This is a genomic window from Pseudoalteromonas sp. Z1A2, from assembly GCF_011378755.1.
Classification (GTDB): Bacteria; Pseudomonadota; Gammaproteobacteria; order Enterobacterales; family Alteromonadaceae; genus Pseudoalteromonas; species Pseudoalteromonas distincta.
Window position 1 is genome coordinate 74,561 of record NZ_WTKX01000008.1, and the last position, 21,342, is coordinate 95,902.

At 39.0% G+C, this 21,342-nt stretch carries 21 protein-coding genes; 12 read left to right on the forward strand and 9 right to left on the reverse strand.

Annotated elements, in window-relative coordinates:
• Nucleotides 1-40: 40 nt before the first annotated feature.
• A complete protein-coding gene (locus GQR47_RS07850) occupies nt 41-349 on the reverse strand; it encodes a hypothetical protein (RefSeq protein ID WP_024595139.1) in 309 nt (102 codons plus the stop codon).
• Between the two features lie 81 nt (nt 350-430).
• Complete coding sequence (locus GQR47_RS07855; protein WP_024595140.1) at nt 431-1,249, reverse strand: AraC family transcriptional regulator; 819 nt, start codon at nt 1,247-1,249, stop codon at nt 431-433.
• Nucleotides 1,250-1,361: 112 nt separating this feature from the next.
• Between GQR47_RS07855 and GQR47_RS07860 the strand changes: the two genes are divergently transcribed.
• Nucleotides 1,362-4,448, forward strand: coding sequence for a beta-galactosidase (locus tag GQR47_RS07860; protein WP_154903646.1), 3,087 nt, complete (start codon nt 1,362-1,364; stop codon nt 4,446-4,448).
• 52 nt (nt 4,449-4,500) lie between these two features.
• On the opposite strand, the gene GQR47_RS07865 is transcribed toward GQR47_RS07860, so the two are convergent.
• Nucleotides 4,501-4,947 (reverse strand): DoxX family protein, encoded by a 447-nt coding sequence (locus GQR47_RS07865; RefSeq protein ID WP_024596695.1) that lies wholly within the window; start codon nt 4,945-4,947, stop codon nt 4,501-4,503.
• 483 nt (nt 4,948-5,430) lie between these two features.
• On the reverse strand, nt 5,431-6,576 hold the full coding sequence (locus tag GQR47_RS07870; RefSeq protein WP_002962851.1) for an iron-containing alcohol dehydrogenase: 1,146 nt from the start codon (nt 6,574-6,576) through the stop codon (nt 5,431-5,433).
• Nucleotides 6,577-6,761: 185 nt separating this feature from the next.
• Here GQR47_RS07870 and GQR47_RS07875 point away from each other — a divergent pair, with 185 nt between their 5' ends.
• A complete protein-coding gene (locus GQR47_RS07875) occupies nt 6,762-7,658 on the forward strand; it encodes an AraC family transcriptional regulator (protein ID WP_024596680.1) in 897 nt (298 codons plus the stop codon).
• 75 nt (nt 7,659-7,733) lie between these two features.
• Nucleotides 7,734-9,338, forward strand: a complete 1,605-nt coding sequence (locus GQR47_RS07880) for a diguanylate cyclase (protein ID WP_165723704.1) — start codon at nt 7,734-7,736, stop codon at nt 9,336-9,338.
• A gap of 2 nt (nt 9,339-9,340) precedes the next feature.
• On the opposite strand, the gene GQR47_RS20480 is transcribed toward GQR47_RS07880, so the two are convergent.
• The 3 genes from GQR47_RS20480 to GQR47_RS07890 form a co-directional block, all read right to left on the reverse strand.
• On the reverse strand, nt 9,341-9,499 hold the full coding sequence (locus GQR47_RS20480; protein ID WP_240915877.1) for a hypothetical protein: 159 nt from the start codon (nt 9,497-9,499) through the stop codon (nt 9,341-9,343).
• A 58-nt stretch (nt 9,500-9,557) separates the two neighbouring features.
• The gene (locus GQR47_RS20485) at nt 9,558-9,755 is read right to left on the reverse strand and encodes a hypothetical protein (RefSeq protein ID WP_240915878.1); all 198 of its coding nucleotides are present in this window, start codon (nt 9,753-9,755) and stop codon (nt 9,558-9,560) included.
• A gap of 437 nt (nt 9,756-10,192) precedes the next feature.
• Entirely contained in the window at nt 10,193-10,612 is a 420-nt protein-coding gene (locus GQR47_RS07890) for a VOC family protein (RefSeq protein WP_010554617.1), read from the reverse strand.
• Nucleotides 10,613-10,885: 273 nt separating this feature from the next.
• Between GQR47_RS07890 and GQR47_RS07895 the strand changes: the two genes are divergently transcribed.
• The 6 genes from GQR47_RS07895 to GQR47_RS07920 all read left to right on the forward strand — a co-directional run bounded on the left by GQR47_RS07895 (nt 10,886) and on the right by GQR47_RS07920 (nt 16,469).
• A complete protein-coding gene (locus GQR47_RS07895; protein ID WP_002962854.1) occupies nt 10,886-11,191 on the forward strand; it encodes a hypothetical protein in 306 nt (101 codons plus the stop codon).
• Nucleotides 11,188-11,577, forward strand: coding sequence for a hypothetical protein (locus GQR47_RS07900; protein WP_024596682.1), 390 nt, complete (start codon nt 11,188-11,190; stop codon nt 11,575-11,577). Before GQR47_RS07895 ends, GQR47_RS07900 begins: the two co-directional genes overlap by 4 nt.
• Nucleotides 11,578-11,747: 170 nt before the next feature.
• Nucleotides 11,748-12,230 carry a DUF3015 domain-containing protein gene (locus tag GQR47_RS07905; protein ID WP_002962856.1) on the forward strand — a complete coding sequence of 161 codons (483 nt, stop codon included), beginning with the start codon at nt 11,748-11,750 and terminating at the stop codon, nt 12,228-12,230.
• Between the two features lie 79 nt (nt 12,231-12,309).
• Nucleotides 12,310-14,148: a DUF4105 domain-containing protein gene (locus GQR47_RS07910; protein WP_024596683.1), complete on the forward strand. Its 1,839-nt coding sequence runs from the start codon at nt 12,310-12,312 to the stop codon at nt 14,146-14,148.
• A gap of 206 nt (nt 14,149-14,354) precedes the next feature.
• Nucleotides 14,355-15,119, forward strand: coding sequence for a transporter substrate-binding domain-containing protein (locus GQR47_RS07915; RefSeq protein WP_024596684.1), 765 nt, complete (start codon nt 14,355-14,357; stop codon nt 15,117-15,119).
• Between the two features lie 252 nt (nt 15,120-15,371).
• A complete protein-coding gene (locus GQR47_RS07920; protein WP_024596685.1) occupies nt 15,372-16,469 on the forward strand; it encodes a polysaccharide lyase family 7 protein in 1,098 nt (365 codons plus the stop codon).
• Here GQR47_RS07920 and GQR47_RS07925 read toward each other — a convergent pair whose 3' ends face one another.
• Nucleotides 16,470-16,871 (reverse strand): NUDIX hydrolase, encoded by a 402-nt coding sequence (locus GQR47_RS07925; RefSeq protein ID WP_024596686.1) that lies wholly within the window; start codon nt 16,869-16,871, stop codon nt 16,470-16,472. It abuts the gene before it with no gap.
• Between the two features lie 186 nt (nt 16,872-17,057).
• On the opposite strand from GQR47_RS07925, the gene GQR47_RS07930 reads away from it, so the two are divergent.
• The 3 genes from GQR47_RS07930 (at nt 17,058) to GQR47_RS07940 (ending at nt 20,427) form a co-directional block, all read left to right on the forward strand.
• On the forward strand, nt 17,058-18,941 hold the full coding sequence (locus GQR47_RS07930; protein ID WP_154903645.1) for a propionyl-CoA synthetase: 1,884 nt from the start codon (nt 17,058-17,060) through the stop codon (nt 18,939-18,941).
• Between the two features lie 179 nt (nt 18,942-19,120).
• Entirely contained in the window at nt 19,121-19,978 is an 858-nt protein-coding gene (locus GQR47_RS07935; RefSeq protein ID WP_024596687.1) for an MBL fold metallo-hydrolase, read from the forward strand.
• A 215-nt stretch (nt 19,979-20,193) separates the two neighbouring features.
• A complete protein-coding gene (locus GQR47_RS07940; RefSeq protein ID WP_165723705.1) occupies nt 20,194-20,427 on the forward strand; it encodes a hypothetical protein in 234 nt (77 codons plus the stop codon).
• 191 nt (nt 20,428-20,618) lie between these two features.
• On the opposite strand, the gene GQR47_RS07945 is transcribed toward GQR47_RS07940, so the two are convergent.
• Nucleotides 20,619-21,266, reverse strand: a complete 648-nt coding sequence (locus tag GQR47_RS07945; protein WP_024596689.1) for a hypothetical protein — start codon at nt 21,264-21,266, stop codon at nt 20,619-20,621.
• Nucleotides 21,267-21,342: the final 76 nt, after the last annotated feature.

The following is a 21,342-nucleotide window of genomic DNA, read 5'->3' on the forward strand; positions in this document are numbered from 1 at the left end:
AGGCGCAGGCAGTTATTTACAAAGTGTTTAAAATTAAAAACTAGCTATAAAAATTTGGTGGCGGAACATCTGGTGGATAGTTTAAACCGCTATAGCACGCAGGCAGTGTAGCTTGGCTTTGCTCAGGGTTTATAGAGTGATTTAGCGTACTGTAGTAACCACAGTGGCAATGCTGATGGGCATGTATTTCAGTAGGTGATTGCGCATCTTCATCGTTTACATTTGCTTGAGAATGAACATGCGTAGCATGATCAACTTCTTCTTGCAGATGATACGCCGCCGCATCACAGCTAATAAAGCTGTGCACAAGCACTAAAAGTATCACGACTAAAAAGTAGTTTGAGCGCATTACCTACCTAAAAACTCTAAAATGCAATTTAAGAAATCGCACAATACCTTAAATTTATTCAAATGTAGAGAGCCGCTTACGTTATTTTCTAAATTCACTTGGTGATATACCCACTGATTTTTTAAACCGTTTAGAAAAATTAAATATATTAGGATACCCCACGTAAGCAGCAATATGGGCAACAGGCCAGCGGGTATTTAGTAGTAAGCTTTTAGCTCGTTTAATGCGTAAATAAATAAGCTGCTGCATAGGGCTTTTACCAAATTGCGCTTGGCATAACCTATGTAAATGCGGTGCTGAGTAATGCACGTGCTCGCACATAACCTCTATAGTCCAATCAAACTGTAAGCGCTCTTCTACCTCTAAAAACAAGCTGGTTAATCTGTTTTGCCCACCTATTTGCGGCTCGCTTTGAAGCGTAGTGTTTAAATAGTGGCTTAAAATAGGCATAACACCTTCGCGCAAAGTAGCGTTACTTTCGCTATATAAAAGCTCCATAGCTAAATGTAATGGCGCTAATTGCTGATTAGTTAATACCTTAGCCTGTGCTAAATTCAAGTGTTGCCAGCGTTTAGTGTTTGCAAGGTTTAGCCAAATCACATCCCACTTTTCGCTTGCTATTTTAACCTCAAAACTTTGCCTTGCAGGCAATATAGCTAAGCTATTTTCAGTTAATGAGTATTGGTTATTAACTGTTTTAAGTGTGCCCTGACCAGCCAAAGTATAAAAAAGAGTGTGTTCGAGCGGGTTAGTACGTGCAACACAATAGTCACCCAATAAATTAGAGCAACCTGCCAGCTCTATTTCAAGGTTTGGCATTTGCGAAAGCGTGGTTAAATCAATAAACCGCTCTGTACACTCTGGGCCAATATCGAGTACATCTACAATAGTGTTGCGCATAATTTAAAATGATAGTTTTGGACAAATAAAAGAGAGCTTTAAGCATAACCCCAACGCATTATTTTAGCTATATTTAAGCCACTATAATTGCCATACATGCAATAGGACACTAATGAACTCACTACAACACATAATTAATCGCCGTGATTGGGAAAACCCAATTTCAGTACAAGTTAATCAAGTAAAAGCGCACAGCCCACTCAATGGATTTAAAAGCGTTGACCATGCCCGTACTAACACACAATCACAAAAACAAAGTTTAAACGGCCAATGGGATTTTAAATTATTTGATAAACCCGAAGCGGTTGATGAGTCATTACTAAGTGAAACACTAAGCAAAGACTGGCAAAGCATTACAGTGCCTTCTAACTGGCAATTACACGGCTTTGATAAACCAATTTACTGTAATGTTAAATACCCATTTGCAGTTAACCCGCCATTTGTACCAAGCGATAACCCAACAGGTTGCTACCGCACTGAGTTTACTATTACACCGGATCAATTAGCGCAGCGTAACCATATTATTTTTGAAGGCGTAAACTCGGCGTTTCACCTTTGGTGTAACGGTCAGTGGGTGGGCTACTCACAAGATAGCCGCTTACCAAGCGAATTTGATTTAAGCGAGCTGTTAGTGGCAGGTACTAACCGTATTGCGGTTATGGTTATTCGTTGGAGCGATGGCAGTTATTTAGAAGATCAGGACATGTGGTGGCTAAGCGGTATTTTTCGCGATGTTAACTTACTTACAAAACCACAAAACCAAATACGTGATGTATTTATAACCCCAGATTTAGACGCCTGCTACCGCGATGCAACGCTACATATAAAAACGGCGATAAATGCGCCAAATAACTACCAAGTAGCAGTACAGGTTTTTGATAATGAGCAAGCACTCTGCGAGCCACACATACAAAGCACTAACAATAAACGCGTTGATGAAAAAGGCGGCTGGAGCGATGTTGTATTTCAAACAATTGATATACAAAGCCCTAAAAAGTGGACCGCCGAAACCCCGACCTTATACCGCTGCGTTGTAAGCCTGCTAGATGAGCAAGGCAACACAGTAGATGTTGAAGCCTATAACATTGGTTTTAGAAAAGTGGAAATGCTTAACGGGCAGCTTTGCTTAAACGGCAAACCGCTACTTATTCGCGGTGTTAACCGCCACGAACACCACCCAGAAAACGGCCACACAGTAAGCACCGCCGACATGATTGAAGATATTAAGCTGATGAAGCAAAATAACTTTAATGCTGTACGTACTGCTCACTATCCTAACCACCCGCGTTTTTACGAGCTGTGCGACGAGCTAGGTTTATACGTAGTGGACGAAGCCAATATAGAAACCCACGGCATGTTTCCTATGGGGCGTTTGGCAAGCGATCCACAGTGGGCTGGTGCATTTATGTCGCGCTATACACAAATGGTTGAGCGCGATAAAAACCACGCCTCTATTATTATTTGGTCACTGGGTAACGAATGCGGACACGGCGCCAACCACGATGCTATGTACGGATGGTCAAAAAGCTTTGACCCTTCTCGCCCAGTGCAATACGAAGGTGGCGGCTCAAATACCACAGCAACCGACATTATTTGCCCAATGTATGCCCGTGTAGATACACATGTTGCCGATGACGCCGTACCAAAATATTCAATAAAAAAATGGCTAAGCCTACCGGGTGAAACTCGCCCGCTTATTTTATGTGAGTACGCCCATGCAATGGGTAACAGCCTAGGTAGCTTTGACGATTACTGGCAAGCATTTAGAGAATACCCTCGCCTGCAAGGTGGCTTTATTTGGGATTGGGTAGACCAAGGTTTATCTAAAACTGATGAAAATGGTGAGCATTACTGGGCCTACGGCGGCGATTTTGGTGATGAACTAAACGACCGCCAATTTTGTATTAACGGCTTATTATTTCCAGATCGCACACCGCATCCAAGCTTGTTTGAAGCTAAATACAGCCAGCAACATTTACAATTTACGCTGCGCGAGCAGACTCAAAACCAATTTACCGTTGATGTATTTAGCGATTATGTATTTAGACACACAGATAACGAAAAACTGGTTTGGCAGTTAATGCAAAATGGCATCTGTGTTGAACAAGGCGAGCATGTACTTAATATTGCTCCGCAAAGTACACACACGTTAACAATTAAAACTAAAACAACGTTTGAGCAAGGTGCGCAATACCACCTTAATTTAGATGTAGCACTAATTAACGATTGTAGCTTTGCAAGTGCCGAGCATGTATTAAACACCGAGCAGTTTAAGCTTATAAATAGTAATAATTTAAACAGTGAATCATTTGCATCAACTACAGAGCAAAGCGCTATAAGTGTTAACGAAACCGACTCCCACCTATGTATTGAAAACGATAAGTTTAAACTTGTTTTTAGCAAGCAATCAGGGCTTATAGAGCAGTGGTTACAAAACGATACTCAGGTTATTAGTAGCCCACTGGTTGATAACTTTTATCGCGCCCCGCTTGATAACGACATAGGCGTAAGCGAAGTAGATAACCTAGACCCTAATGCATGGGAGGCACGTTGGTTACGTGCAGGTATAGGGCAATGGCAGCGCACATGTAGCTCAATTCACGCAGTGCAATCAAGTGTTGATATACGTATTACTTGTGTATTTAATTATGAATTTAACGGCGTGCTACAAGCAAAAACACAATGGCTATATACACTAAATAATACCGGCAATATTAGCTTAAATGTTGATGTGCACTTAAACGATACACTTCCGCCAATGCCGCGTATAGGGCTAAGTACAACGCTTAACAAGCAAAGCGATACAAAAGTAAACTGGCGTGGTTTAGGGCCTTTTGAAAACTACCCAGATCGCAAAGCCGCAGCACGTTTAGGTTATTACAGCTTAAGTTTAAATGAGCTACATACCCCGTATATTTTCCCAACCGATAACGGCGTGCGTAGTGATTGCCAATTACTGAGTATTAATAATTTAACCGTAACCGGTGCGTTTTTATTTGCCGCCAGTGAGTATTCGCAAAGTATGTTAACGCAAGCGAAACACACTAACGAACTCATTGTTGATGATTGCGTACATGTACACATTGATCATCAACATATGGGGGTTGGTGGCGATGATTCATGGAGCCCAAGTACCCATAAAGAATATTTACTTGAGCAAAAGCAGTACAGTTATTCTTTAACATTATCTGCTGAATAATTTAAACAAAAATAGCGGCCAAATTGGCCGCTATTTTTTTAATTAACACACTCTATTTATTAGCGAGCTTTTTAGCTAATACGTTATCAAGAGAAAAGCTTCCCGCTCCTTGAATTGCTAAAACTACAGTTACTACTAGTAAAGTTAATGCGTATTCATAGCCATTGTTTGCCATAAATAAGCCATTACTAATATGTACGCTAAAAATAGCAATCAGCATAGTAAAGCCGGCAACTACAGCAGCTGGGCGAGTTAACAAACCAATTGCTAATGCAATGCCACCAAAAAACTCAGCGCTACCTGCCATCATTGCTAACCAATAGCCAGGCTCTAAACCAATACTCGCCATCCATTGGCCTGTACCTTCAAGCCCGTAACCGCCAAACCAAGCAAATAGCTTTTGTGCACCATGCGCCGCTAAAATAAGGCCAACTGGTACTCGTAAAATTAATGCTGCTACGCCTACTTTTGAGCTAAGTAATGTGTTTAGTAATTTCATGAGTTTTAGTCCTGTTTAAATTTATTTAATCGTTAGATTTTTTCTAACCGTTGAGCACAGTTTACTATCATCATTAAAAAACATTAATACGAAATTTATTGGTTAATTAGCAACGCAGTATTTATAATAACCCATAAAAAAACCGCCAACCCAAAGGTTGACGGTTTTTTATTAACGTATTACTTAGGGCGTGTTGATCTTTGTGGATTGAAATTTGTTCAATCTAGGGGCGATTAAATCGCGGCGCGAGGTTTGTAACCTAGTGGGCTAAGTAAAAACCGAGCAACAAAGAGTTAATCGTCCCTAGAAAGAACCCAAAGGGCAGCGCATGTTTGGTATTTATGCTGCGTTATCGCCTATTCATGGGGAATAACCACACTACATAGGCTCCGCCTTGCCTAAAAACCAAACATACTGCTGCAAATTCACCCACCAAAGATCAACACGCCCTAGTATATTTAAGTAAGCGCTTAGCTTTGAAAATTAAGCAACCGCTTGCTCTAAAATTTCGCGGCTTTCTTTTAGCGTAATAGCTTGGTTTTCGCCTAGAGCAACCATGCCGTGAGCTTCAAGTTTGCCAATAATATTGTCAATAGCAGCGGCTTTATCATCGCCATGTTCAGTAAGCTGGGTCGCTACGTCGAGGCTATGGTAAAACGCCTCAATTGCTGCAATTGTTTTCTCTGCTAAATCTTCAGATTGCTCAAGACCAAATACGTTTTTACCCATTTGCTCAAGCTTTGCTTTTTTAACTGCAAATTGGTTACGTAATAAAGAAGGCTGAACAATAGCAAGTGAACGTGCATGATCAACACCGTAAGCGGCTGTAAGCTCGTGGCCAATCATGTGTGTTGCCCAATCTTGCGATACACCAGAACCAATTAAACCATTAAGTGCTTGGTTAGCAGCCCACATAAGGTTTGCACGCCATGCGTCATCTTGGTTTTCAAAGTTATCACCTAAAGTTTTAAGCGTTCTTAAAAGTGCTTCAGCGTAACCTTCTTGAACTAATGCTGTTTCAGGGAATGTTAGGTACTGCTCACAGGTGTGAACCCATGCATCTACTAAGCCATTCACAAGTTGGCGCTGCGGTAATGTTTTCATTACATCAGGGTCCATAATCGCAAATTTAGGAAGTACTTCTGGTGATGCAAACGGTAGTTTTTGCTTCGTTGCTTCTTTGCTCACAACTGAGTTTTGGTTAGATTCAGAACCCGTTGCTGGCAATGTTAATATTGCACCGATTGGTAATGCGCTAGTAATAGTATGCTTACCAGTAGGAATATCCCAACCTTCGCCATCATAAACGGCTGATGCGGCAATGTATTTAACGCCGTCGATTACTGAACCGCCGCCTACGCCTAATACAAAGTCGATGTCTTGTTCTTTACAAATTTTTACTGCTTGGTCTAGCACTTCAATTGTTGGGTTAGCGCCAACGCCCGAAAACTCAACCCAGTCAAAGCCTTCAAGTGCTGCTGCAACTTGGTCGTACACGCCGTTCTTTTTAATTGAACCGCCGCCGTACACTACAAGTACTTTTTGATCTTTTGCGATCAAATCAGATAGTGCCGCAATTTGTTGCTGACCGAATTGGATAAGAGTTGGATTTACGTAGCTAAATTTCATTATTTTGCTCCTAGGTGACGGTTAAATACTAAATAGAATGCTTAGTTACTAGCTAAGCCAAATTTCAATGAGTGCATATTAGTAGCAAAACAAACATAAAAAAAGCCCAATAACTCGCAAAAGCTTGCCTAAAACTACCAACGTTGTTATTTTACGCAAAATACACTCAATTAAAGATGCCTTTTATGCCCACCATAGCCAATATGTTGCAACAATACGCCGAGCATAATCAATTACTCAGCTTTGAAGGCACCATGGAAACTATCATTCCAGGCGTGTATTTTCATCGAGCAACTAAAAGCTCGCCGCGCCAGCCGCTTATATATAACTCAGGTATTATTATTGTTGGGCAAGGTCATAAAATAATTCACTTTCCTGAACATCAAATAAAATACGGCGCAGGCGACTACTTAGTCCTTGGCGTACCGGTGCCATTAGAGTGTGAAGCATTTACTGATAACGACTTACCCGTTATGGGCATTGCCATAGATATAAACCCTGCAATGCTACACAAACTCGTTAATCAAATAATGCAGCATAAGCCTCTTTCAGCGTTATCGTCGTCTGCACAAATTGGCGCAGTACAGTCGGCAACTCTAGATACAGCAATGGAGCTCGTTACTCATAGGTTATTAACTGTTTTAAATAACCCCATTGAGGCTGACATTTTTGGCGAGGATATAGTAAAAGAATTGGTATATCGCGTACTTTGTGGTCCACAAGGACATACTTTAATAGGGCTTGCTATGCATGATGGGCATTATGCACGTATCGCCCGCACGCTCTCAACTATGCATAGTAGTTATGCCAATCAAATTACGGTTGAAGGGTTAGCTGAAGATGTAAACATGAGCGTATCGTCGTTTCATCGTGCTTTTAGGCAAGTTACGTTTGAATCCCCGCTACAGTATTTAAAAAAAGTACGCTTAGCTAAGGCTAAAGAGCTTATAACCACTAGTGGAAGTAAAGCCAACGAAGCTGCATTAAAGGTTGGCTATACCAGCCCATCGCAATTTAGCCGCGAATTTAAACGCCACTTTAATAAAACACCTAGCGAAGTATTAACTCAATTACACAGTTAATTTAACTAATTAACTAATAGCTAAATAGGTGGGCTCTGCTAGTATAAAAAAATGTAGTTGAGCTTGGAAGTGCTTATGGCTGACAAAAAATATCATAAAAATACAGTTCCTAATATTTTACACGGAGGTGCTAAATACGTATTTCTTTTTTTTATTTACTTAATAGCATTTAATAGCAATGCAGGCGATTTTTGCGATATTACCCCCTTAAATAGTCAGTCCCCTCCATCATCTTTACAACCTAATACAACTTCTGAACTTCAGGCAAAACGCGGTACAAACCAATTTCAGCTTAACTGCTTGTTACAGCGTGGCGGCGTACTTTCGTTTTTGCGCCCAGGTCTTGATGATTTTACATGGCAGCAAAACGGTGTAATAAAGCAGCCATTAAAATCGGCACAAGTGGCATTTTTAATGGACTCAGGAAACTTTACAGCCATTATTACAGTTGAGTCAAAACTTAACTATACACCACGCTTTAAGTGGCAAAATACACAAGTTTTTTTTAAAGAAACACAGCAACATAATCTCATTATGGGTGCTTTTTATGGGCTGTGTATCACACTCATTTTTTACGTATTTATAATGGGCTACAGGCTTCACGACAAGATATTTAAGCTATACAGCGCTTATATTTTTTGTATTGGCAGCTTTATTTTGCTTCAAGAAGGCCAACTCTATTTATTTATAACTGACCACGTTTCATCACTCCTATTTGATTTATACTTACTCAGCATAGGTTTAACAGTACTCAGTGCTACATGGTTTATGTGCGCATTACTTGAATTAAACAATAGATGGCCAAAAACAAGTAAGATTTTAAAAATTATGGCCGGTATTGTTATGTGCTTTTCTTTAATAAAAATATTGTTCAGTAACACTTTGATTTGGCAAATAGCTGGCAACATCATGGCTTACGGCTCATTAATTATTGTGACTGTTATTTTTGTTTTAGCGGCACAACAGGCTCGCAAAGGAATACGCGAAGCAACGCTTGTTTTTGTAGCATTGAGCTTGGTGCTCGTAAGCATGATATTTAGAGTATTACTTATTAATCAAAGCCCATTTATGCAACGTTACGGATTTATTATGGCTTTCGCTGTGGAGTCATTTTTACTAGCAGTAGCTGTTTCTAGGCGTATTAGCCGTATGCGAATCGCACAAAAACACGCCGAAACCGAAGCCGATTACGATCACCTTTGTGGCATTTTAAACCGCCGTGGCTGGGGTAAAAAATCATCAGAGCTGATTGAGCTGCATGCAAAAAAAGGCGGAGTTTTATGTTTAATGTATATAGATTTAGATGACTTTAAACAGATAAACGACAATTATGGGCATGCCGTAGGCGATGAAGCTTTATGTAAAGTAGCCGCCAGTTTAAAAAGTATTGTACGCACCAGCGATGCAGTCGGCCGCTTAGGCGGCGATGAATTTGTAGTACTTGCCCACTTTTACAGCAAAGCGCAAGTAAGCCCAAAAACACACCATCTAAAAATAGAGTTAGATAAACTCGCCATCACGCATAACGACCAGCCTATTGCTATAAAGGCAAGCATTGGTAGCAGCGTATTTAGTGAGCCTCCTAAAAATATTGACGAAATTTTAAAAGCCGGCGACACCGCTATGTATCATGAAAAACTACAGCGTAAAGTAAAGCCGCTCACTTTAGTTGATAGCTAGCTTTAAGTATTTAAAACCGTAGCTGGCTTAGCAAACTGCTTACGGTTTATATAGTGGCTAAAAATAATAGTAAATAACGTTGAGGCTTGTTTGCCAATAAAGTGGGCAACACTACCCATTACCGCTAAAATAACCGGAAAGGTAGAGATTAACCGCTCCACGCAGACCCTATATGCTGTGATATAAACGTAACAAGTACGATAAAGCCCGTCACTAATATCATTTTACCAAAAGCTCCCAGCGGGCATTTAATGGTTTTGCATCAACTGATATATTTAGCCTTGTAGAGATAATAGCTAAACCGAGTAAAATACAAAGCGAAATCACCCTCGCCACAATAATATTCACTGGTAAAAATAAAGTAATAACGCTAAATACACACCAAATACTCAACGCTGTAAAAAGCGATTTAAGCATTCCAAATCTTTGTGAAACAACCAAGTAACTAAAACAAAATAAGCCTATACCGCTCATACCATAAAGAGAGGCCACCGCTGAGTTAGCTGCAAATAATTTACCTTGTTCTAATGCTATAAAATAAGAAATAGGCCAGAGGTAATAGGCAAACCAGGAATTATGCCGCTAACAAAACTACCAAAGCGTTTTTGGGCGAATGTTATTAGTAAAATAAGCAAAGGTGCAATTATGAGTTTAAGCAGCATAAATAACAATAAAATATGAGAGCTGAAATTAAGTCTAGGTGTCTATACTTATATTGTAGAGTGAATAAAAATCATGTATGTAGCGTAATTTTTTTACCTGTAAATATTAACTAATTTATCAAAACACTGATTAATAGTTATAAAAAAACCACTTATTGAAGTGGTTTTTTAGCTTAACTTAAGCAACAGCATTTATACTTTTTTAAATAAAACCTCTGGGTTTACCATGGTTTTCATTTCAAGCACATTGCCATTTGGATCTTCAATAAAAAACGTTTCTTGCTCAAACTCATCACCAATAAAACGGCGGTATGGTTTATCTAGGTATTCAATACCCGCATCTTCAATACGTGTTTTTAACCCGTTAAATTCATCTTCAGATAGGTGAATCCCAAAGTGAGGTACTGCCACAGCTCCCATATCAACATCATGGCGAACTGTTGGTAGGCGCTCAACGCTTTGGTGTAAGGTAAGTTCATTGCCCCAAAAATCTATATCTACCCAGCGACCTTCTTCACTATTACCCGTTTTACAGCCTAGTACGTCACAATAAAACGCTTTAGCCACTTTTAAATCGCCAGCCGGAATAGCCAGATGCAAACAGTTAGACATAAATAACCCTTGGTTAACACTTTAATACATTAAATTATCGCCATTATACATAATTTGTGATTTATAGAACATTAACAGCAACGCTATTAAGCATATTTAATACCTAAGAGTCGTTTAAAAAACACGCTTTTTAAATGTGTAATTACTTATAACATTTATTTGTTAGAGAGTATTAGAAAGCGCAAAAGGATTAGTTTAAAATGCGCCGCTATGATTAAATTCTTACTTTTAAAATTCATTACTTTCTTTTTAGGCTTTGTAGCTTGCTTTGCTATGCACACTACTTTTGCACTGCCTTTAGTAATTTCTGCCGCGCTAACGGGGCTTATTGGCTCTTTTATTCCTTTTCCTGCGCGTTATAAAAACCATCCTTATGCTGCAATTTATGCTGGTAGTTTTGCCGGTATGTGTTCAACCCATTTAATTACCAGTTACTGGGAAATTGCTATTATTTCGCTTATTGGCTCAAGTTTGTATGTGCTTACTATGAATATGTTTACAGGCTTTGGTGGCAAACTTGGCAGTGTCGCTTTTGCAAGCGTGGCACTTTTTGTATTAGCTAAAGGAATCGTACTATGAGTATTGAATACCCATTACTTGTACTGCTTGGTGCTTTTTTAACGTTTTACCTAGCTAAACATAGTCGCTTTGATGGTATAAGAGCATCCTCTTCACTTTCTATTATTACTTACTTAATTTTTAGCGCATTGAATTTAAACCCCGATTTATACGCGATTATATTTTTTGGCGGTACATTTATTGGCATGAGCGCCCCGCATCGTTTTGGTATTTATACGGTAGCAAGCTCATCTGTTTTATTTTCAATATTATTTGAATTTCTTGTACCAAAACTTGACGGCTACGGTGGTGCACTAGGTATTAGTGCATTTTTATCTGTATGTATTTGCCATACCTGTATTTTGTTAGGTGCCCCAAGAAGTAAAAAACCACCACCAGTTCAATAAAAAATTATTGAACTGGTCTAGTTTCTCCCTGCATTCGCTTTAATATAGTAGAGAAATTAGAGTGTAAAATATTCATGTTTTAAGCTGTTCTTTTTCTCTGCAAGTCTGTTAGAATCTTTCGCGAACTTTATTTACCCTAAATAAAGACAATCATATATGGATTTATGAAAATGAAAAAACTAATCGCAGTAGCTGCACTATCTTTACTACCTTTCTCAAATGCAATGGCTGACCAAGATATTGGTTGTGGTCTTGGTTCTATGTTATTTGCAGGTCAGCAAGGTAAAGGCGTTAAAATTTTAGGCGCTACAACAAACGGTACTTCTGGTAACCAAACTTTTGGTATCACTTTTGGTACTTTAGGTTGTGATGGTACTGGTACAGTAACGTCTTCAGAAAAAATTGCTTTATTCATTGACGGTAACATGGAGCAACTTGCTCGTGATATGTCAAAAGGTGAAGGCGAAACTTTAGCTACTCTAGCTGAAGCTTGGGGTGTTGCAGATCAAGATAAAGCAGCATTCAACGCGCTTGCTCAAGCACAGTTTTCTTCAGTATTTACTTCTGAAAACGTAACTTCGCAAACAGTTTTAGAAAACCTAAACACTGTTCTTGCAAGTAACGCACAACTTGCTTCTTATACTCTTTCTTAATCAGCTAAATTAGCCGGTTTTATACGTATAAATAAAGCCGCTGGAGTATTTCTCTAGCGGCTTTTATTGTTTAGTGATTATGAAAAAAATATTCTTTGTTTTATCAATTGCGCTGTTTAGTACTTACGTAAACGCTCAAAGTTTTAAAAATGACACCTTAGCAACCGACCCTTACTGGCTCAAATTAGGTCATTACCGTGGGGCCACATTAGGTGGTTGGAAAAGTGAAGTAGATAGTGCTGAGTTTTTTTTATCTCCTATAGGTAAAACAAGTCCACTGGACGAACTTGAAGCCACTATAGCCGCATTTAGTGGTAAAAATACTGACCCAAAAACAACACAATCTCGCTGTCGGTTTCCAGCACGCTATAAATGGCTAAAAACAAAAATTAAAAATAACTGGCCCGCGCTTAATTGCCCAGAGCTTCAGGCGTGGCAAAAAATAATCAACCCAAAAGGGGTTACGTTAGTTTTTCCTACTGCATTTATGAATAGCCCATCATCAATGTTTGGTCACACCTTACTTCGTATTGATGCAAAAGATCAGACCCGCCATAAAGAGTTGCTCGCATTCGCAGTTAATTTTGCAGCAGAACCAAACGGCTCAGACAATGCAGCTATGTACGCACTAAAAGGCCTGATTGGCAGCTATCCTGGTAAATTTTCGCTTATGCCGTACTATAAAAAAGTACGCGAATATAATGATTTAGAATCTCGTGATATTTGGGAATACAAACTTAATTTATCTGAGCCACAAGTAGAGCTTATTTTATTGCACTTATGGGAGCTACAATCAGCTACATTTGATTACTTTTTTATTGATGAAAACTGCTCCTACCAATTACTTGCATTATTACAACTCGCACAAGAGGACCTTGATTTAACATCGTCATTTAATATGCAAGCTATTCCATCAGATACCGTCGCAGTACTAAGAAATAACAACTTACTACAAACTCCTAATTACCGCCCTGCTTTTGGCACTAAGCTTTACCATTACTCTACTCAAATGACTAACGAACAACTTGATGATGCAAGAGAGTTAATGCAAGGTGGCTCCCTCAATACTCGTAATTACTCACAGTCGCAATTAGTCGCAATATTAGAAATGGCGTATGAATGGTTAAATTTTGAATTTTACGATAAAGCATTAAAGCGTGAAGAAATTGCACCGCGACTAACTAAGCTACTACTAATGCGCAGCAAATATAAAGTAGCTTCGCCATTTACTAAGCCAAGTCGTCCTATTGCTTCTCCAGAGCAAGGTCATGGCTCTTCTAAAGTAACGCTTGGAAGAACTGAGTATGCCCATCAAAGTGACTTAACAAGCTTTGCGTATCGCCTTGCATACCATGATTTATTAGATAGCTCAGCTGGATTTATTCCTGGTGCTCAAATTAGCTTTTTTGATATTGAAGGAGCCATAAGCGATAAGGGTAACACGCGACTTGAGCATTTTTATTTATTAGATGCTATGTCACTTGCACCCGATAACCGCGTGTTTGATAGCTGGTCTTGGAACTTTAAAATGGGCTTTGATCGTCAGCCTAATAATAATATTCAACAAGGTCGTTGGTTTGCTAAAGGTGGATACGGAAAATCAATCGGTAACCCAAACACGTTACACGGCTATTTACTTGGCCAAGTTGAATTTAATAATGGTGACATAACAGACAACCTAACAACAGGCATTGGTAGTGAAGCTGGTGCAATATGGCAAATAAATAACAGTCATAAACTCGCTCTTACAGCAAACATAACATGGTTAATAGATGGCCAAGCAGATAAACACAGTGACTTTGCAATAAAGTGGAATTACTCCTTATCACGTAATTTATCTATACGTACTGAACTTAAAAACCAACATTGGTATACAAGTAGTACATCGGCTAAATTTGCAATTCAATACTACTTTTAATCATTGCATATACCCACAAGGGCTCAATTATTTTTACAGCGCTTGTGGGTATATAAAACTTTACTCAATACACGTTCAATTTTCACTTCTTTAATTATGCAATAGACTCTCTACATACCTATTCATTTACTTATTTTATACATTTGAGTATATATTTCAGACAAGACCCTTTAAACTCAAAGTATTGTAGTTAGAAAGATTCTCTTATGTATCTGCGTGTTGTAGTTTTCATTTTCGTTTTTATTTTTTGCAGTAATGTAAGGGCAGTAAGCTCTCTTACTTTTATTGCCGAAGATTTACACCCTTACCATTTTAAAAACAAAAGCGGTGAAGCTGACGGAGCTTCCGTTGATATTGCTAAGGCTGTTTTAAGAGAAGCAAAGCTACAAGCTAAATTTGAAATAATGCCAATGGCACGAGCCTTTCATCAGCTAGCAGCTAATCCAAACACAATTATGCTCTCTTTATTAAAAACTCCCGCTAGGCAAAGTCAGTTTAAATGGTTAGGAGCGGTATACTTTACTGATGCCTACCTAGTTAGTTTAAAAAGCCATAAAGACGAAGTAACTCATTTAAATCATGCAAAATTTTATAAAGTAGGCACTATTCGTGGATATTTGAGTGCCAAATATTTAATAAAGATGGGGTTTGAAGAAGATAAAAATTTAATACTAGCTAGTTATTATCAGCAGGCATGGCAAATGCTTTATAAGGGTAGAACTGACTTTGTCCTTATGAATACACTCACCTTAGATAATGAACTAAAAATGTCAGGGCTCGACCCAGACTTAATAACTAAACGACTTCATTTAGCTGATTTTCCTTCAATACTCTATTTTGCTGCTAATAATCAGCTTGACGATAAAACAGCAAACTTAATCTCGCAGGCATTAAAAACTATAAAAGTAAGTGGCGAATACCAAGCCATTTTAAAAAAGTGGCAACTCCCTCTTCCTCCTTCTATAAATTAAACCTATTTAAATAAGTATATTAGCAAACATCAAGCGCTACCAAATATGATGAAAAACACCTCTGTTTAACAATTTTAAATAACATAATAACGTTAACCAACCCTATTGGTTAACCAAAACACCGTCATTAAAATAACAATTAATTATAAAAAACTACAAATTGGTAAGTTTTAATTTTTAAATTGGTATGTTAGATTGAGGTTAAGCGACGCCTGTACCGCGCAATTTTTACTTCATCACACAGAGACAATAATGATAAAAAATACATCCACATTTAAACTTACGGCTTTAGCCGTTATCACACCTCTACTTTTTACGGCTTGTTCAAGTACCCAAAGCACTAATCAGAAAAGCGATGCGCCGGTACCTGCAACAAAGTTTGATTTATCACACTGGAAAATAAATGTACCAGTGGATTTAAACAACGACGGTAAAATTGATGAAATAGATGTAGAAGAAATTCAGACTTACGCACACCCTGATTTTTTCTATCTTGATGATAAAGGCTACATGGTATTTACCTCCCCTAATAAAGCGCTTACAAGTGCTAACTCTACTAATACCCGTAGTGAACTTAGACAAATGATCCGTGGATCAAATACTAAAATTAAAACTAAACACTCTAAAAACAACTTTGCTTTAGCTGTTCACCCGCTATCTGACCGATTTGGCTCTGTTGGTGGAAAGATGGAAGCAACGTTAAAAGTAGATCACGTTGCGCTACGTGCGACTGATCCTGATAAAAAAGCGGCTTACTCGGTTGTTGTAGGGCAAATTCACGCAGGTAAAGATCAGGCACTTATTGATACCAAGCTTGGTTATGGCTGGGGCAATGAGCCACTTAAAATATATTACAAAAAATGGCCAGGGCATAAAACAGGCTCAGTTTTTTGGAACTACGAACGTAACTTACCTAAAACCAATCCTGACCGTAAAGACATTACTTACCCAGTTTGGGGTAATACATGGGAAAACCCTAATGAGCCTGGCAGTGCCGGTATTGCACTAGGTGAAGAATTTAGCTACACGGTCAATGTGTATAAAAATGTTATGCACCTTACATTTAGCGCACAAGGCAAAGAAGACGTTAACTACTCTATTAACTTAGGTAATAACGTAGATGCTTATGGCAAAGTGGACGAAAAAGACCATCCACATGGTTACGCTGCAGATTGGCATTACTTTAAAGCCGGCGCTTATAACCAATGTAGCACTAAGAGCGCTAAAGGTATTTGGTACCCAGGTTGTTTAGGCACTGGCGATTGGACTACAGATAAACAAAATGGCGATTACGCTCAAGTAAGCTTTAGTAAACTAGAGTTAAGCCCAGCGACACCGCCAACAAAATAACTATGCTAGTACAGCCTCAGATAAGTAATTTTTTAGTGATGTAAACAGTGGCGTTGGTAGATTATTAATATCGCACCAGCGCCACTTTAAACATTTATTAGGCTCTTTAAGCTCAGGCTCTCCGCCTTCAAAATCAGCTTTTACATACAACGTAATATAGTGTTTGTTCTCTGCTGTAAAAATATCATTGGTAAAATCAAGCTTAGTAACTTTACTTACCTTTAAACCTGTTTCTTCAAACACTTCTCGTATTGCACATTGTTCAACACTTTCACCAAACTCTAAATGTCCACCAGGTGTTGCCCATGTATTAGCACCATGCGCGCCAATGCGCTCACCTAGTAAAATTGTGTTTTGATGCTTTATGATAACCGCAACCCCTACTCTTACTACGTTACTCATATCGTATTTTCTCTTATTTTTACTGCCCGCCATGCTGAACCACACGCTTTGTGTTGTCAATTTTGTATTTTTAAAACCAGTGTATTGATTAACTTTTAGCCGACCAAGGTCGAATAGCTTGCTTGCTAAAAAAAGCCTACATTTTGTAAGGTCTCTCACACACAAATTTAGTTTTAGGAGCCTTACATGTCAGGCAAATATAAACAGCAATATAATGGTTTTAAACAAAACCCAGCCCAATTTTGGCTCGAACAAAGTAAAAATATTCCGTGGTATAACCCCCCCACAAAAGCATACACACAAGACGACGACGGGCTTTACCATTGGTTTAGTGACGGGCAATTAAACACCAGTTTTTTAGCACTAGACCAACACGTTATTGCCGGATTTGGCGAGCAAACTGCACTGATTTACGACTCCCCAGTCACTAATACAAAGCAAACTTATAGCTACTCACAACTACAACAAGAAGTTGCTAGATTTGCAGGCGTAATACAATCGTTAGGTGTTACAAAAGGCGACCGCGTTGTTATTTATATGCCAATGATCCCACAAGCTGTTATTGGTATGTTGGCGTGCGCTCGTCTTGGTGCTATTCATTCGGTGGTATTTGGTGGGTTTGCTGCACACGAATTAGCTGTACGCATTGATGATGCCAAGCCCAAACTTATACTTAGCGCCTCATGCGGTGTTGAAGTAAACAGCGTTATTGAATACAAACCACTTATTGATAACGCAATAGACTTAGCTACGCACAAAGTAGAACACTGCGTTATTTATCAGCGTCCACAAGTAACCGCCACTCTTAAGCCTAAACGAGACATAGATTGGACTCAGGCAATGCAAACGGCTGCAAGCGCAGATCCGGTGCCTGTAAATGGAGATGATCCGCTTTATATTTTATATACCTCAGGCACGACAGGCACACCCAAAGGCGTAGTACGCGAAAATGGCGGTCACGCAGTGGCAATGCAATACAGCATGGCAACCGTTTATGGTATGAAGCCCGGCGACGTATTTTGGGCAGCGTCTGACATTGGCTGGGTAGTTGGGCACTCTTATATAGTTTACGCACCGCTAATGTATCGCTGCGCGACCGTATTATATGAAGGTAAACCCGTTAAAACGCCCGATGCTAGTGCATTTTGGCGCGTGGTAGAAGAATATAAAGTAAATGCATTATTTAGTGCCCCCACCGCCTTTAGAGCAATCAAAAAAGAAGATCCAAATGCCGATGGTTTTAATCAATACGATACCTCAAGCTTAAAACGTTTATTTTTAGCTGGCGAGCGGTTGGACCCTCCCACTTACGAGTGGCTTAAAGAAAAAACCAAACTGCCAGTGCTCGATCATTGGTGGCAAACAGAAACCGGCTGGGCTATTGCTTGTAACCCTGTAGGGCTTGAGTACTTAGCAACAAAACCTGGCAGCTCTACCGTGCCTACTCCAGGTTTTGACGTGCGAATATTAGATATGGATGGCAATGAATGCGCAGCTAACGAGCAAGGCGCCGTGGTAATTAAACTGCCACTTCCACCAGGTTGCCTACCAACTATTTGGCAAGATACCACGCGCTTTAAAGCAAGCTACCTAAATGAATACGAAGGTTATTATTTATCTGGCGATGGTGGTTATATTGATGAAGACGGCTACCTATTTATTATGGGCAGAACCGACGACGTTATAAATGTAGCAGGCCATAGGCTTTCTACCGGCGAAATGGAAGAGATAGTAGCCGCGCACCCTGCTGTTGCTGAATGCGCTGTTTTTGGTGTGAACGATCCTCTAAAGGGGCAACTTCCTATGGGAATGATCGTGCTTAAAAATGATTTTATGGGCTCAAGTACCGACGTAGAACAAGCGCTTGTTTTAAGTGTTCGTAATCAGATTGGCGCTATTGCGTGCCTTAAAAATATAGTTAGCGTAGATAGGTTGCCCAAAACACGCTCGGGTAAAATACTGCGTAAAAATTTGCGCCAATTGGTTGATGGCGAAGAGCTACAAATACCTTCAACCATAGATGATGCCAGTATCTTTGAAGAAATAAACCAACAACTAACACAAAGATAAACCCAACCAACCAACCTATCTAAAGCCATTTTTATAATGGCTTTTTATTTCATCCTTATATTTGATCCTTTTACTTAAGCTTAAGCTTTAATTTAACCAATAGCTGAAATTTTTTACTGCTTAATGCTTTCTTCTTTTAATAGCGTTATTAATTTAATCAATTTAAAAAGGAATGGTGTATGCCCCGCTTGCTACAAAAACTATTAACCACAGCCCTATTGTTTATAGGCTTTGCCACACAAGCCTATGAAATAGAAGACTTAGGAGATGGCTTACACCGCTTTATAGACGACAGACACCGCTCAGTATTTTTAATCACTCCTGAGGGTGCAATTGTTACCGACCCGCTTAACAAAAAAGCCGCCATCTGGTTAAACGAGCAAATTAAAACTCGCTATAACGTACCGGTAAAGTATGTAATTTATAGCCATAATCACAGCGATCATATTTACGGCGCCGAAGTATTCAAAAGCCCGCACACCACTTTTGTGGCGCATAAACTCGCCGCGCAAGATATTAAAAACACACAAATGAAAACGGTAATGCCCAGCCTTACTTTTGATAACGAGCTACTACTTACCCTTGGTGATTCAACAGTAAAGCTTAACTACCATGGTCCAAACGATGGTCGTGGTTCGGTTAGTATATTATTCGAAAAGCAAAAAACCTTGTTTGTGGTTGATTGGATTGTTATTGGCAGAATGCCGTGGCAAAAACTGTGGAGTTACGATATTCAAGGCATGATTAATTCAACTCAAGCGGTACTCAAATATGACTTTAATAATTTTGTAGGCGGGCATGCCGATATTGGCAGTAAAGCAGATGTAGCGCGTTACTTAAGTTATTTAGAGCTTTTGTATAGCCAAGTAACCGCAGGCGTTTTAGCCGGTAATACGCTTGACGAAATTAAACAAAATGTAAAATTAGACCAATTTAGTGACTTTAAACAGTTTGATGCATGGTTACCACTTAACATAGAAGGCGTGTACGAGCGTTTAATGGAAGAGTCTGGTATGGGTTGGCGCAGCGATTTATAAGTTTGAACTCAGTGGACTAAGCTCTGAGCTCTAAACTCAATATTGTAAGCATTGGTATTGGCGTATTTAACGCAGTACCAATGTACTTATTAATTAGTTAAATAGACGTCAAAAGCCATATAAGTCACCTTTACAATATCCTTACGTTTGCTTACAGCACTATACAAAAAAAGTTTATCCTAGGCTTTGTGTTAAGCTACATAGGACTAATAAACATGAACTTATCTTTAAAAGTAGTTTTAGTAATGACGACCGCGCTTATTATGAGCGGCTGCACAGTATATCAACATGATCCCAGTGCGCATAAACCACATAAAAAAGTCGTTAAAGTAGTTACGCTTGCTTTAGTAACTGAGCACAACTCTCCCAACATTGTGATCGTAAAAGCCAAGCCCACAAAACAAGCCTGCACTAAACACGATGATCATTGGCATTGTAAGGCTCGATAAAAAACGCTTTGCTAAGTAAACTCGTTTAGGTAAAAGAAGTAAATTGCGCTTTTTATTAATATAGAGTTGAGTGATATTGGCAGCGCTAACGTTTGATATACTTAGATATTTTAGCCTCATCAATGTGATAAGGAGGTATCCACTAAACAGAAGTAGAAACATTGTCATTGTTTAGCTTTTAGTTGAGCTCGTTAGTTAAATTGTGCTTGGGCTTTGTCTCGTGCAACTTTAAATGACGGTCTAAAATGTGGTACGTACTTAGTATCAAGGAGCATTGATATAGTGTCTAAATGAGAGCAAATATAACTATCTAAGCTTGTAAATATTCTTGCTTTTTGTGATTTATAACTGTCCATTTTCAATGTAATATCCAAATCATTTAATTTATGTAAATGGGCATTAAGGGCAATCCAAGAGCTAAATAAGCCTTCGTAGCATATTAAGAAATCGAATGAACGCCTACGATAGCCATCGATAATAAAATCAGGATTTTTTTCTCCTTGATAGTTCGTGTGTACTGAACAAAACTCAGCAGCATGATGACCAAGGATTTCATTTAAAACTTTATTATTCATAGTTGGTATTTCACGGGCTAATTCTGTTTTCACTGTCGCTATAAAGAATACAATATCAGACTCAATTTTTTGAAGTTTGAGTGCATCCAATGTGTACTGCTGCTGCTTTTGATGTGCTTTAAGTTGAACATACAAAAATCCAACCGAAATAACAGTTATTGCAGGGCCTAAAATACCACCAAAGAAACTTCCCATTTCAGCCCATTTGGCATGATCAGCCCAAAAACCAAAGCCAAACTGATATATGTATAGAAAGATTGGCATTAATATCAGCACAATCAATAAAGCACTAACGATTTTCGTATATTTCCTTAAGAACATAGCACCTTGCTAAAAGCGG